The sequence below is a fragment of the Candidatus Avelusimicrobium luingense genome (assembly GCF_902757105.1).
Lineage (GTDB): Bacteria > Elusimicrobiota > Elusimicrobia > Elusimicrobiales > Elusimicrobiaceae > Avelusimicrobium > Avelusimicrobium luingense.
Genome location: NZ_CACVTK010000002.1, coordinates 115019 through 129750 on the forward strand (window position 1 = coordinate 115019; position 14732 = coordinate 129750).

Sequence of the window (14732 nt, forward strand, 5' to 3'; positions counted from 1 at the left end):
TCTCCTTACCAAGAAACTTTACTGCGTTTAACGTATTTCTTGATTTGTTTTTGTCCGTTCCAAACGATTTGGTTCGTTTCCAAGTTAATGAGTTTCAAGTTCGTTTGGTAGAACACGAGTGCTTTGGAGCCGGATTTATCCACTACGGAACTGAGCACGCCCGAAAGCATAAAATCAGCGCCGATTTCTTGTCCAAAGGCTTTGCGGGTGGCTTCGGACGCAAATTCGTCTTGTTCCAAGCGTTCTTGGCGTACTTCGCCGCGTTCGCCGGCAGAGGCTACGAATTCCACTTTGCCCGAGTTAATGAGCGCACGTTGCATTTCCTCCACAAATACGCGCGTATTGATATGTTCGGACGATTCATTGGTTACCGTACCGACAATCACCACCGGTTCTTTACCGTTTTTAGTCAAGAATTTGGGATACCAACCGCCTTGTAAGCAGTCCGTAATCATTTCTTGAGCCACCATTTGCGCGTCGGTATCGTTCCAACCGCCGGAAACGTCTTTTACTAAATTAGTTTCCACGCGTTTGACGCTAGGCGAACACGCAAACACAAACGGCATAAGCAGTAAAGCAAGTCCTAGTTTTTTCATGACTGATTCTCCTTATTAGTTAGCGTTATTGTTATCCTATCAAATTTAACACTTCTGCGGAAAGTTTTATTGCACGAAAAAACCCCGCCGTTTCGGGCGGGGTGGGAAATATAGAAAAAAACTAACGGAAAAAATAGGTGCTGGCAAAAGCCGTCGGTACCGGTGTAAAAAGCAATTCTTCGTTTTTTTGCAATGTAACCCGATACCAACCCGGTTTTCCATTAAATTCCCAAAACACCATGACATCTGCTATGGATGCCGGAGAAATATGCGTATTGTCAATAGTGGCCTGTGTAGAGAAGAGTGTACGCACCACAACCGGTATGCGCAATTTCGTCGGCTCATCTTCTATCATTTTGACATCTTCTCTAGCCGGCAAGGCCCGGTTTAAGGCTTGCGGGAAGGTATCCCCGGTTACCACCAACCCATCCTTAACTATGGTTTTCAAATCGGATACATATTCCACTTGCAAACCTTGATAGAAATAATCATCGGTAATACTAAAATCTTTAGGCATAAGCACCCGTCCGTCCGCTTTCACATAAGAAAGCACTTCGCTGGGGGATAGCACGCGGGCATGTTGGACAACGGCCGATGAACCGGCAAGGGGCTCAAACGAGTACAACGCATGATAATAATAATTCTCTACTTTTTTCAATTCCGCCTGCGTTTGCGCATCGGCGTGTTCCGCTTCCCTATGTGCCTGTTGAGCCGGAGTACGCCCTTGCGCATTGGGGATAGTCGGGTCAGCCCCTAATTTGATTAATTCTTTGGTAGTGGCGTAATTATAAATAGCCCAATGCAACGGGGTGGCTTTTGAAATGCCGGATTGAATATTCAAATCGGCTCCGTATTTTTTCAAAATCGGCAAATAGGTCTGCCCTTCATACAAAACCGCATGATGTATTAACGGAATATTCAACAAAATTTTATTGGGATCAAGACCGTTTTCTAATAAAAAAGTAATTTGTTTCTCATGCCCGGCCCGGTGGAGTAAATTTGCACACAAGAAATAAACATCCTTGGAAAGCAACACTTCTTTACCGGTTTGATCCAATAAATTTTGGGCCACATCAAATTCTCCGGCCGTCAAGGCATTATAAAAGGCTTGCTTGGCTATTATTTGTGAAACAGAAAAATCTGAAGATATTATTTCGGCAGATACTGCCGGGGTTTGGAATGCTTGTAGTTCATGCATTTCCCCCGCTTGTATAGTTGTTGCTTGCATGGCACGCGCGGCGGACATAAGGGCGGTGCGAACTGCTTCTTCCCCTGCTTGGACGGTTTGAGCAGTCCGTTCCCCGGCTAGTGTAACTTGCTCGGTCATTTTGCTTCCGACTTGGGGAAGCGTTTCCAAAACTTTCACTTTATTTTGTGCAAACGCAGGACAGACTGCAAAAATGAACGGAATTACCGCCAAAGATGCTTTTTTCATATCTTCTCCTTACTAAACAATAAAACTAACGATATTATATTTTCGGTTTTTTATAGGCAAGCCCGCAAGGGTATTTTGGCCCAGAAAGCACCTAGGTCTTTTGGGTAAAAAACAGAACTCCCCGGGGGGTAGTCCGGGGAGTTTCTTACACACAGGAACAAACTTTATTTGAAGTTTGCCGTACCGAGTTTTTGTTGCAAATACGTCTTTAAACCGGACGTATCACTCGAGTGCGACAAGGCTTCTTGATAACTGATTTTCTTTTGGATATATAAGTCACCCAACGCTTGGTTCATGGTGATCATACCCATACCTACGTTAGTTTGCATGGTAGAGATAATCTGCTCGGCTTTTCCGTCGCGGATTAAACTGCGCACGGCAGAGTTAGCCAGCAAGACTTCGGCGGCCATAGCGCGCCCGCCGGTAAGGGTAGGAATTAACTGTTGGGAAATAATCGCCTCTAACACGAAGGACAACTGCGTGCGGATTTGCGGTTGTTGGTTGGGCGGGAACACGTCAATAATACGGTTGATGGACTGCACAGCGTCGTTGGTGTGCAAGGTAGCAAACACCAAGTGACCGGTTTCGGCCAACGTCAAGCAGGCTTCCATGGTTTCAATATCGCGCAACTCGCCGACCAGAATAATATCCGGGTCTTCGCGCAGGAAGTGTTTTAACGCGGCAGCGAATGTTTTGGTATCGGCACCCACTTCACGCTGATTGACAATACTGCGTTTATGTTGGTGGACGAATTCGATAGGATCTTCTACCGTCATAATATGGTTACTTTCGTTCATATTGAGGTAGTTAATCATACTGGCCAGAGAGGTAGATTTACCGGATCCGGTTGCCCCGGTTACCAAAACGAGCCCCTTGTTGAGTTTCATAATGTTATAAACTACCGGGGGCAAGTTAAGTTCTTCAAAGGACTTAAATTCATTAGGAATGGAACGCAAGGCAGCAGCAACACATCCTCTTTGTTTATATACGTTTACACGCAGACGCCCTAACGATTTCAAACCGATAGAGCAGTCCAATTCCAAGGTATCTTCAAAAGTTTGGCGTTGGTCGTCGTTCAAAATAGAATAAATTAACGTTTGGGCACTTTCTTTCGTCAACGATTCAAACGGCGTTTGATAGAGCCGCCCTTGAATACGAAGCACCGGGGGAACCCCTACGGTTAAATGGATATCGGACGCGTTTTTGGCTTTCATCAACTTAAACAAATCGTCCATGGTTGCTTGCGGCAAATTTTGCGTTGTTTGTTCTGCCATACAATTCCTCTCTTTTTAATTTTGGTTAATCCGTCCTACTAAATCGAGCGCGATATTATTAAGCGCGCCGGTTAATTTTCCGCGTACGCCGTCTGCTTGAAAGACATACACAATTGGCTCGGTACGCGTTTTGGTCAGTCTATATTTTACAATATAAATACTTTTATGCAAGGGCTCTACGGACCAACTGGCTATATATCCTTGCGATAAATGGTCTTGATACACCCGGTCAAAATAAGCGGCAATCGTACCTTTATTATCGGGCAATTGATAATTTTGGACTGCGGCTAATGCTTTCTCTTGTGCGGTAACAGGTTTAGGGGGCGTAATGGGTTTTTCCGGCGCCGACGTTTCTGCCAAAGCCGCCGTTTGCACCGGGGTAGCAACAGGTGTAGGAGTTGGGGTTGTCTGTGTCGGCACTTGTTGCACGACCGATGTCGGTGTATTTGCCGCTTTAGACGGGGTATCCGTTGTTTGCGTTTTCATACGTGATAATCCCCAAATAGCCAAAGCAAGCACGATGATTATCCCTAATAAAATCCATAAAATCATATAGGCTTTTTTATGTGTGGGCGATTGTCTTTCCGATATGTCCGGCACGGCTTGACGGTTGGCTAAGGCTTGTTCCAACCGGTGCAATGTCTGTTCACGCGGCGGACGCGGGGCGGGGATGGCCGTTTGCGAAATAGGTTCTTCTTGTAAAATTTTTTCTTGTGCGGGAGTCTCTTGCGGAGTTTCCGTTGGCTCGGTCGCAGAAGAAACCAATTCTTGCGGTTCTTGCGGCTTTAATTGCTCTTGGGATACCGGCTTTGCAACCGGTTGTGCCGGCGCGGCGGCGGTTTGTGTCGGCCCGGGAGTCTCTGCTTGTTCCGCAGTTATTTCGGTTGGTTCGGCAGCAATTTCCTTTAATGCAAATTCCGGCATATCCGGTAACGGTACCGGTTCAAAATCGCCTTGCGGAAGTTGCGGTAAATCGCTCCGTTCTAAAATCTCATTAACAAGCGGCAAGGTGCAAGTAGAAATAATTTCTTCTTCCGGGGCAACCGTCAACGATTCTTGCAATTTCTCCGGTTTAGAAGTATCTGGCTCCGCTTGTTCATTTTGAGGTTCCTGCGCGGGCACTACCTCTTGTTCTTGTGTAGGTTCTTGCGGTTGCGGAGTCGCCGCTTGTTGTTGAATTGTTTCTTGTATAGGGGCGGGCGCTTGATTTTCTTCCGGGTGTTCGGGAAGAACCAAATCCACATCTTCTCTAGCCAATATAACCGTGGCCGGTTCTTCCACCGTTTTTTCCACACGCGGTTGTGGTTGTACCAGTATGGGTTCCGGTTGAATAACCGGTTTTTCTTCCGTTTTTTTAGGTTGCGGTTCTTCGGTGGGAATTTCCGTAGCGGTAACTTCTTTACCGTCCGGCAAAAATACGCCTTCTAACTGCCCGCTAACCGGATGGAAACGGAAAATTTCAAAGGACGAAGCCAACTGCCATCCGTCCGATTCTTCCCCTGTTTCTCCGGCACAAATTAAACTGGTGGCGGAAAAGTCCGTTCGCGCGGCAAGGGTCTGCAACGTGAACGGACCTAACACATCTTTTCCGTCAAAAAGCCAGTATTTCATTTTGATTAAGCAGGCTGCTTACAAAGCGCGAGCGCATCTTGCAAACGCGCAAGCACCGTTTCTTTGCCCATACACTCTAGCATCTTAAACAACGTCGGCCCGTGGGTGCGGCCCGAAACGGCTACACGTACCGGGTGGAAAATCTGCCCTGCCTTTAGACCGTTTTCTTTAGCGGTTGTGCGGGCGGCGGTTTCCAAATTAGCTTCGGTAAAATCGGTTAGTTTGCTATAGGCCGCGATAATGAGTTCCAACGCCTGTTTGGCTTCCGGCTTACCGAAAACTTTTTCCAAAGCGTCTTGTTCAAAAACGGGTTTTTCAAAGAAGAAACGGATTAAATCCGGAATTTCCGTTAAGAGTTTATATTTTTCTTGTTCCAACGCCACAATGCTTTCCAATTGTGCGCGGCTCACACCGGATACATCAATTCCGGCTTTTTCAATAAACGGTAACGCAAGGTCGGTTAAGCGGGCAATCGGCGTAGCGCGGATATATTCGCCGTTCATCCAATTGAGTTTTTCCGGATCCATAACCGCCGGGCTGGGTTGGCAACCGGAGATGTCAAATTTTTCTTCCAATTCACCGGGAGCGAATAATTGCTGGGAATCACTGGTGGCCCAACCGAGCAAAGCCAAGTAGTTTTTCAAGGCTTCGGGCAAGTAACCCATATTGCGAAATTCCACTACGTTGGTCGCGCCGTGACGTTTGGATAATTTTTTGCCGTCCGGCCCGTGGATCATAGACAAGTGGGCAAAAACAGGCTCTTTCCAGCCGAGTGCGCGGTAAATTTGAATTTGCGCCGGCGTGTTGGAAATGTGGTCATCCCCGCGAATAACGTGCGTCATACGCATCAAGTGATCGTCCACCACTACGGCAAAGTTATAGGTAGGATATCCGCTTGTTTTTTGGATGACTAAATCATACAAGTCTTTGCTGGCAAATTTGACGTGTCCGCGGATAAGGTCATCCCATTCCACATCCCCTTCTTGCGGCATGCGGAAACGAATAACATATTTGCGGCCTTGCGCTTCCAATTCTTTTTGTTGTTCGGGCGTTAAATGGGCACATTTACCGTCGTATTTCGGCGGGCGGTGTTCGGCCAAACATTTTTGGCGGTTGGCTTCCAATTCTTCTTCCGTGCAATAGCATTTATAGGCTTTGCCTTCGGCTAATAATTGGTCAATATATTTTTTGTAGATGCCCATATCGGCGCGTTGCGCTTGGTAGTAGGGAGCATCCGGACCTTTGGAAGTACCGTCGGTCATCGGGCCTTCATCCCAATTCAAATTCATCCATTGCATGCCTTCAAAAATAGCATCCGTGGACGCTTGGGTAGAGCGTTCTTCATCGGTATCTTCAATACGAAGTAAAAACGTGCCTTTATTCTTTTTGGCAAACAGATAATTAAATAAAGCGGTGCGCACACCACCAATATGTAGAAACCCAGTCGGAGACGGGGCAAAACGAACACGAACTGTCATACTAATTTTTTCCTCTCAACTTATATGAATATACTATATTATAACTTTTTATTATGTAAAATATAAGCATTCTAGCCAAGTTGGAGTGGAAATGACCGCGTTTTTTATTATTGCTACGCTTGTGATTTGGGGGCTCTTTGCCGTAACGGGGCTATGGCTCGGTATGAATTTCCCGGCGTTAAGTAAATTCAGTATTGCCGGGTGGTTACCCATACTATGCACGGCATTTGTGCTGGCCGGGCTTACACTCACGCGCACCCATTACAACTTTTTTACCCAGGTATTATATTATGCATCCTACATTTTATTCGGGCTGGCATTTATTGCCTTTTGCGTGAGCGCGGGTTTCGCCGTTTTAGCCTTTTTACTCAAACTGCTACACCTTTCCGCCAGAACATATTTAGGAATTATCAGCGTAATTACCATGGGGATATTATTTGTATGTTCCGTATGGGGCGGTTTTTCCGCACCGAAAATCAAACGTATTTCCGTTTCCGATTCACAACTGCCCGCCTTAAAAATCGCGCTGATTTCCGATTCGCATTTGGGGATGGGCGTATCATATGCGCGGTGGGATAAAGCACTCACGCAGTTGGAAAACGAAAAACCCGATATAATTTTAGTGTTGGGTGATGTGTTTGAATATGGCCCCAATGCCGACCAATACGCCGAACGGTTAGCCACATTCAACACTCCGCTCGGAACGTATGGCGTTTTAGGCAATCACGAGTATTATAACGATTTCAAAGCCGCCGTAGATTTTTACAAAAAGGCCCATATTAAATTATTGCAAAACGAACTGATTACGCTACCCAATGGGTTGCAACTGGCCGGACTTAAAGATATCAAAACCGCCAACGTAACCGCGCAAGATATGGCTAATTTACTCGCCGCGACCGATCCGAAAAAGCCGCTTATTTTACTTTCCCACACTCCCTTATATGCGGAAATTGCCGCCGCTAACGAAGTCAATTTAATGTTTAGCGGGCATACTCATAACGGACAAATTTGGCCGTTTAATTATCTGGTCAAATTACAATTTCCGCGCGCGTATGGACTCTTTGATGTAAACGGCATGAAATTTTATATTACGTCCGGAATGTTTTATTGGGGCATGCCGTTACGGTTATTTGCACCAGCCGAACTACCTATCGTGGAGGTAAACCGATGAGAAAATGGGGCACATTCCTGTTAGCCTTGTGTTTAGCAACCGTTACCCGCGCGGCCACGACCTTTGATGAATTATCATTTGAAGAAAAACTCGGGCAAACGCTCGTTGCGTTTGTGGATGTGGACAGTGCCGAACTGGTCCGCCCGGTCATTGAAGCAGGAAAAATCGGCGGTGTACTTATTCAATGGGGAAATTATTCGTTTGCGCAAACCGAAGAACTCGTCAAAAAATTGCAAACGTGGGCACAAAAAAGTCCGCATCAAATTCCACTCTTAATTTCTATTGATTACGAAGGCGGCACCGTGCATACGCCTATTACGTTAGGCTTTGATTATTTGCCTACCAACATGATGCTTTCCGCCGCAAACGACGAAGATGCCGCCGCGGCCGTAGCGTATTTGGCCGGGCTGGAATTAAAACGTGTGGGGGTGCATATCAATTTTTCCCCGGTACTGGACGTTAACAGCAACCCGCATAACCCCATCATCGGGGTGCGTTCGTTCGGCTCCGATCCGACGAACGTAACACGGATGGGCATGTCGCTTATTCACGGATTTCAGGCAGCCGGCATTTTAAGTGTAGTAAAACATTTCCCCGGGCACGGCGACACTGCCCTAGATTCACATTACGATGTACCGGTAGTAAAAGCATCCTACGAACAGATGAAAAAAATTCATTTGGCTCCCTTCCAAGCCGCTATCAATCAAGGGGTGGACGGTATTATGACGGGGCACATCCGCTATCCGGCATTGGACAACAAAGATATCGCCACGTTTTCCAAACCGATTTTGCACGATTTATTACGAAAAAAAATGGGCTTTAAGGGTTTACTGGTTACGGATAGTTTGGATATGAAAAGTGCCACTAATTTTTGTACGATTTCCGGCTGCGCGGTGCGTGCATTAGAAAGTGGCGAAGATATGATTTTGCTCGGCCGATACATTAAACCAAGTGCCGTCTTTGCCCAAATTTTACAAGGCGTGCAGGAAAAAAAATTGCAACCGCGTGTAGAAGAAGCCGCCCGCAAAATCTTTGACATCAAAGAACGGCTTGGCTTATTAAGTACAGACACTCCGGCTGTTATCCCCCCCACGCAAAATGCGTACCGGGTACAACTGACCAAAATCAGCGACAAAGCCGTTACACTTATCAGAGACCGCCACCATTTGTTGCCGTTTACACCAAAGGCTAACAAAAAGCCTACCGTTTGTGCCGTGTTTTTTGCTCCGTCGCGCTTTGCAGACCAACTGCCCGGTTTTGCCCAACCTTTTTTGGAAAAAGGGTGGAACGTACGCAGTTACAATGCCGCTTTAACCCCGCGCAAAAAAGACAGCGAACGGGCCGCTGCCTGCGCCAAAGGGGCCGATTTGTTAGTGTTAACAAGCCTTCAATGGGCCGATAAAACAAATATTAACCAAAAAAATGCTATTAACGGTTTAATCAAGGAAAACAAAAATGTCGTGTTTATTTCTACGATGAGCCCGTACGATATTCCCAATTATCCCGAAGCCAACGTGGTATTGGCCACCTATGGGTTAAACCGCTATGCCTTACACACGGCGGCGGATATTATTTTAGGGGATTTGAAAGCACAAGGGAAATTACCCGTCCAACTTACGGTTTCTTCTGCTGACGGCGTGCCGCAAAAAACTCATACACCGCGGGCAAAACCGAAATTAAAATAATGGCAGCCACTACGTAGTGGAAATGTTGCTGCACAACCGGCAAATCGGCAAAGAAATATCCCCCCACCGCAAATAACATGACCCACAGAAACGCCCCGATTACATTATATGAAGCGAAGTGTAAATACGTCATTTTGCCAATGCCGGCTACAAACGGCGCAAACGTGCGGATAATGGGAATAAAACGCGCTAAAATAATTGTTTTCCCGCCGTATTTTTCATAAAAAGCATGTGCTTTTAATAAATGATTTTTATTTAAGAAAATACTGTCTTCGCGTGTAAAAACTTTAGGCCCCAGCCACTTGCCGATTTCATAATTGCAAAAATCGCCCAATACCGCTGCACAAAACACAACGGGTATTAACACAAAAAGAGAGATGGAACTTCCTTTACTGGCGGCTAACGCTCCGCACGCAAACAGGAGCGAATCACCGGGCAAAAACGGCGTCACCACGAGTCCCGTTTCACAAAACACCACCGCAAAAATAATCACGTAAAGCCAAATACCCATCCACGCGGCCCACGCGTTCAAGTGAACATCCAAATGCAAAAAGATATCTATAACTTGAGAAAGTATTTCCATATTTATATTATACCAAACCCGTTATTGTGCTTAAATTGCCCCCTTTTTAAGGCATCCAAAGAGCATTCAATACCGTCGGGCTGAAAACCACGCCTTGACAAAGCAAAAAAAAAAACAATACTATAGTAGTAGCCGTATAAACAGGAGATTTTTATGAATAACAAAGCATTTACCCTGATTGAATTATTGGTAGTGGTACTTATTATCGGCATTTTGGCGTCAGTGGCCTTGCCGCAATATCAAAAAGCCGTTTGGAAAAGCCGCACGGCCCAATTATATTCGTCTGTTCAAGCATTATCCACCGCACAAGAAACTTATTTTATGGCAAACGGGAATTATGCTACGCGTTTTGATGAGTTAGATTTAGACTTTGAGAATCTTACTCCCCAAACATCTATTGAATCTCCTGTCGTTAGTTCCGATGATGCTATCCGCGGGACGAATGATATGGAACTGATTGTAAATAACGGAGGGAGTTTCGTATGGTCGCGCGGACAATTCAGACGTGGTCCCTATTTGGCTGCCGGAATTACGTTCGTCCATAAAGGGGATGCTTCTTTGGTAGGGAACATGTATTGCACAGAAGCCGTAGCGAAAGTTTCACCCGCCGGAAAATTTTGCAAGAATGTAATGGGAATTTCAACCACGCCAACGGTATCTGTCGGAGCGCGTTTTTATAAGTTATAAGTTGTAGACTAATTTCAATTAGCACGCGGGCACACCTACTGGGTGTGCCCGCTTATATTGATAAAACTTAATAAGATTGTACTTATCTAAACAGCGTAAGTAATATCCCTTTCAAGGTCAGTTTCGGGTCACTTATTGCGCCGGACTTAAACCCGGCATCCGCGTCAATCATTTTATTCATGGCTGCTAAAAATTGTTTTTGGCCGGGGAAATTGCGCGCCGCAGTGATAAGCCGGCTTTCCCACGGGAACAGCCCCGCCGCGCGGACAATATCTCCCGCCGCCATTCCCCCTTCGCTCATACGTTTAATGCGGGCCATTTTTTCAATCGGATACGTCATTTTGGCTAAAATAGCCACCGGTTCTTCTCCGTCATCTAACAGTTTATCTACCAGTTTAATGGCTTTGTTTTTATTACAGGCCAAAATGGCATTGGAAAGTTCAAACGGGTTTTCTTCTTTACTAAATCCTATACAAGCCAAAACATCTTCTTTGGAAATCTTTTTGTTTTCCCGTTGTGCCGTATAAAGATACAATTTTTCAATCTCGTTTTCTAACGCGGCCAGTTCCGAACCCACTGTTTGGCACAGCAAATCTACCGCGTCAAAATCTCCGGTCAGCCCGCGTGCGGACAAGCGGTTTTTCACCCAAATATTAAGTTCGGCTTGTTTGAGTTCGCCGTAGTCCACCACACATCCGGCGGCCCCGCACGATTCGGCCAGCGCTTTTTCCGTTTTCATTTTTTTCGCATCGTTGTGGGTTAATATCAACGTCGTTGTAGAAAGCGGATCGGACACATATTTTAACAAAGCGGCTTTGGGATCTTTACGTAGTTTTTCAATATCGGTCAGCACTACCAAGCGTGCATTGCAAAACACCGGTGACGTGTTGGCTAGAGCAAGCACTTCACCGATATCGGCCTTGTCGGCAGAGGACGAATAAAAATTAAAATCATCCGGTTGTAAAATGTTACGGATTTGTTTGATAACTTCTTGCTTGCGGAAAAGATCTTCCCCCGTTAATAAATAAACGGGAGCCACTTTTTGTTTGGCAAGTTCTGCCTGTAATTTTTCCGCAGTCAGTTTGGGCATAGTTAATCGGTAATGGTGGTATATTCCGGGTTGTTCATCACTTTCTTTTTGTTTTCGCTCCATACCGAGCCAAACCCGTCCACCGTGCGTTTGACGATATCGCGCGAGAGTTGCCCGAACACTTCATCACGCGCTTGTTGTTCGGTCATACCGCCGGGCAAAGTAGAAGCCGCATATACTTGCGTACCCATCAGTGCCGGCTCGCGCCACACCGGTTCGTTGGTGGTTTTATCCATGAACACCACATCCAGCCATATATTCATTTGATACACGGTAGGAATTAACTGGCTGTCATACTGTACCGGCACATTTAAGTAACGCGAAATAGTGGTCACTACTACGCCTTGCGCGCCGTCGTTTTCCGGTACGATTTGATACATACCGTTCCGTAAAAACTCGTCGTAGAGTGTATTATAGAATTTATCTTCCAACGCAAATACTTCTGTTTTATTTAGAATTTGCCGCACTGCAATTTTTTTAATATGTTGCGGCATAATTTGCGCTTGCGGTTTATAGACCGCTCCTTCGCTCGCGCACGCAACTAACGCGGCCGCGGCACACATAGCAAGTACGAGTTTTTTCATAACGCTCCTTATTTCGCCGGGGCGGCCACAATGCTGACCATACGGCCCGGCACAACTATCACTTTTTTAATTTCAAGTCCTTCCAAGTTACGCTTTACTTTCGGGCTGGCAAGCGCGATTTTTTCAATTTCTTCGCGCGAGGCAGTAGCGGCAACGGAAATGCGGTCACGCACTTTGCCGTTAATTTGCACGCCGATTTCTATACTATCTTCTTGCAAGAAGTTTTTATCGGCTTTGGGCCACGCGGTTTGCAGTAAAAAGCCTTCGTACCCGTGTTGTTGCCAAATTTCATCGGTAATATGCGGTGCAAACGGGTGCAAGAGTTTCAAGAACGTCTCAAACGTATGACGGCTCACTTGCGGGAGTTTGCTAATGTCGTTAAATAACACCATGAGCGACGAAACGGCCGTATTAAAGCGGAAATTTTCAATGTCATCACCGATTTTTTCAATCGTTTTATTCTTCAAAATTTCGCTCTTTTTGGGGTCTTGTTCGCCCGTTAGTTTAACGTTTTCACTCCAACCGTACACGCGTTTTAAGAAGCGCGAAACGCCTTCTATGCCTTTCATATCCCAGGGCTTGCTGGCTTCAAACGGGCCCATAAACATTTCGTACATTCTAAACGCATCGGCGCCGTAATCACGCAAAATATCGTCCGGGTTAACAACGTTTTTCTTGGACTTAGACATCTTTTCCACCATCGGCGAGAGTTCTTCCCCGGTGGCGGCTAAAAAGGCTTTGCCGTCTTTGAAATCAATTTCGTCGTAACTGTGGTAATTTCCCATTTTATCGCGGTACGAGAATGCTAAAATCATCCCTTGGTGGCGTAATTTTTTGAACGGCTCTTTACACGACACTACGCCCAAATCATACAATACCCGGTGCCAAAAACGCGCATATAACAAATGTAGCACTGCGTGTTCGGCGCCGCCGATATAGCAATCTACCGGGCCGTAGGCTTTTTCAATAGCCGGATCTACCAGTTTCTCTGCATTGTGCGGATCCATATACCGCAGATAATACCAGCATGAACCCGCCCATTGGGGCATGGTATTGGTTTCGCGTTTGGCCGGACCGCCGCATTTGGGGCAGGTCGTTTTGACCCAATCTTCTACGGTCGCCAAAGGCGATTCGCCCGTACCGGACGGCTCAAATTTTTCCACTTCGGGTAAGCGCAAGGGCAGTTCACTTTCCGGCAACGGCACGACACCGCATTTGTCACAATGCACCACGGGAATCGGCTCGCCCCAGTAACGTTGGCGCGCAAAAACCCAATCGCGCAGTTTATATGTAGTTTTAGCGTTACCGCAGTTATGTTCGGTAAGCCATTTAATCATTGCGGCTTTACTTTCTTGCACATGAAGTCCGTTCAAAAAACCGGAATTAACGAGTTCGCCGTCCCCGGTGAACGCTTCTTTTTCAACGCCTTGTTCGCTTTTGATAACTTCAATAATATCCAAGCCGAATTTTTTGGCAAATGCATAGTCGCGCTCGTCATGGGCGGGAACCGCCATAATGGCGCCTGTACCGTATCCCATAAGCACATAATCGGAAGTCCACACCGGGATTTTTTTACCGTTAACCGGGTTTATGGCATATGCTCCGGTGAACACGCCTGTTTTTTCTTTATTCAGTTCTCCGCGTTCCAAATCGCTCTTTTTGGCGGCTTCTTTTTGATAAGCGGCTACCGCGTCTTTTTGCGCGGGCGTAACAATTTTTTCCAAAATGGGGTGTTCGGGCGAAACAACCATATACGTCGCGCCGAAAAGTGTATCGGGGCGAGTGGTATAAACGGTTAAAATTTCGTCGTGTCCGTCCACCTTAAAAAGCACATTGGCCCCGTTAGATTTGCCGATCCAATTTTTCTGCATAGTCAAGGTACTTTCGGGCCAATCAAGGTCGTTAAGTCCTTCTAATAATTGTTCGGCATACTCGGTAATTTTCAAAATCCATTGGCGCAAAGCGCGGCGTTCGATTTCGTGACCGCAGCGTTCGCACTTGCCGTTAAAGACTTCTTCGTTGGCAAGCCCCGTTTTGCACGACGGGCACCAGTTTATCGGTACCGTAGATTCGTACGCAAGGCCTTTTTTGAACAGTTGCAAGAATATCCATTGCGTCCATTTGTAATAGTTCGGATCGGTAGTATCCACTTCGCGTGACCAATCGTAGGCCAGACCGATAGATTTAATTTGACGTCTGAAATTATCAATATTTTTTTGCGTCGTTACGCGCGGGTGAACGCCGGTAGCAATAGCATAATTTTCCGCGGGCAGACCAAAAGCGTCCCACCCCATCGGGTGCAAGACGTCGTAGCCGTTCATGCGTTTGTAGCGGGTTAAAATATCGGACGCGGTATATCCTTCCGGGTGGCCAACGTGCAATCCCGCCCCCGACGGATACGGGAACATATCTAAACAATAAAATTTCTTGCCGGACGGCAGTTTTGGGCTGGCAAAAAGGTTAGCCTTTTCCCAGCGGTCTTGTTGTTTCTTGTCAATTTGCGGAAAATTATCATTACTCATATCTTATTATTTTAAC

Annotated in this window: 12 protein-coding genes; 3 read left to right on the plus strand and 9 right to left on the minus strand. The window is 46.2% G+C overall.

From position 1 onward, the window contains the following. Positions 1–5: 5 nt before the first annotated feature. The 5 genes from lpoB to gltX all read right to left on the minus strand — a co-directional run bounded on the left by lpoB (position 6) and on the right by gltX (position 6394). Complete coding sequence (gene lpoB / locus ACQY3H_RS02015; RefSeq protein WP_428074335.1) at positions 6–596, minus strand: penicillin-binding protein activator LpoB; 591 nt, start codon at positions 594–596, stop codon at positions 6–8. 121 nt (positions 597–717) lie between these two features. After that, on the minus strand, positions 718–2031 hold the full coding sequence (locus ACQY3H_RS02020) for an ankyrin repeat domain-containing protein (protein WP_428074337.1): 1314 nt from the start codon (positions 2029–2031) through the stop codon (positions 718–720). Between the two features lie 164 nt (positions 2032–2195). After that, positions 2196–3305 (minus strand): type IV pilus twitching motility protein PilT, encoded by a 1110-nt coding sequence (locus ACQY3H_RS02025; protein ID WP_428074339.1) that lies wholly within the window; start codon positions 3303–3305, stop codon positions 2196–2198. Positions 3306–3320: 15 nt separating this feature from the next. Then, positions 3321–4916 (minus strand): hypothetical protein, encoded by a 1596-nt coding sequence (locus ACQY3H_RS02030; RefSeq protein ID WP_428074341.1) that lies wholly within the window; start codon positions 4914–4916, stop codon positions 3321–3323. Positions 4917–4921: 5 nt separating this feature from the next. Beyond that, complete coding sequence (gltX, locus tag ACQY3H_RS02035) at positions 4922–6394, minus strand: glutamate--tRNA ligase (protein WP_428074343.1); 1473 nt, start codon at positions 6392–6394, stop codon at positions 4922–4924. Between the two features lie 91 nt (positions 6395–6485). Here gltX and ACQY3H_RS02040 point away from each other — a divergent pair, with 91 nt between their 5' ends. Both ACQY3H_RS02040 and ACQY3H_RS02045 read left to right on the plus strand, forming a co-directional pair. After that, complete coding sequence (locus ACQY3H_RS02040; protein ID WP_428074345.1) at positions 6486–7565, plus strand: metallophosphoesterase; 1080 nt, start codon at positions 6486–6488, stop codon at positions 7563–7565. Further along, positions 7562–9250: a glycoside hydrolase family 3 N-terminal domain-containing protein gene (locus tag ACQY3H_RS02045; protein WP_428074347.1), complete on the plus strand. Its 1689-nt coding sequence runs from the start codon at positions 7562–7564 to the stop codon at positions 9248–9250. Before ACQY3H_RS02040 ends, ACQY3H_RS02045 begins: the two co-directional genes overlap by 4 nt. Here the strand turns inward: ACQY3H_RS02045 and ACQY3H_RS02050 are convergent. Next, positions 9180–9833, minus strand: coding sequence for a DedA family protein (locus ACQY3H_RS02050; protein WP_428074349.1), 654 nt, complete (start codon positions 9831–9833; stop codon positions 9180–9182). The genes ACQY3H_RS02045 and ACQY3H_RS02050 overlap by 71 nt on opposite strands. A 153-nt stretch (positions 9834–9986) precedes the next feature. On the opposite strand from ACQY3H_RS02050, the gene ACQY3H_RS02055 reads away from it, so the two are divergent. Beyond that, positions 9987–10520 carry a type IV pilin protein gene (locus tag ACQY3H_RS02055; protein ID WP_428074351.1) on the plus strand — a complete coding sequence of 178 codons (534 nt, stop codon included), beginning with the start codon at positions 9987–9989 and terminating at the stop codon, positions 10518–10520. An 82-nt stretch (positions 10521–10602) separates the two neighbouring features. On the opposite strand, the gene holA is transcribed toward ACQY3H_RS02055, so the two are convergent. Genes holA through leuS form a run of 3 tightly spaced genes read right to left on the minus strand, consistent with a single transcriptional unit; the run spans position 10603 to position 14716 of the window. Beyond that, entirely contained in the window at positions 10603–11673 is a 1071-nt protein-coding gene (gene holA, locus ACQY3H_RS02060) for a DNA polymerase III subunit delta (protein ID WP_428074353.1), read from the minus strand. After that, positions 11613–12194 (minus strand): LPS assembly lipoprotein LptE, encoded by a 582-nt coding sequence (lptE, locus tag ACQY3H_RS02065; protein WP_428074355.1) that lies wholly within the window; start codon positions 12192–12194, stop codon positions 11613–11615. Before lptE ends, holA begins: the two co-directional genes overlap by 61 nt. A gap of 8 nt (positions 12195–12202) precedes the next feature. Continuing rightward, positions 12203–14716: a leucine--tRNA ligase gene (gene leuS / locus ACQY3H_RS02070; RefSeq protein WP_428074357.1), complete on the minus strand. Its 2514-nt coding sequence runs from the start codon at positions 14714–14716 to the stop codon at positions 12203–12205. Positions 14717–14732: the final 16 nt, after the last annotated feature.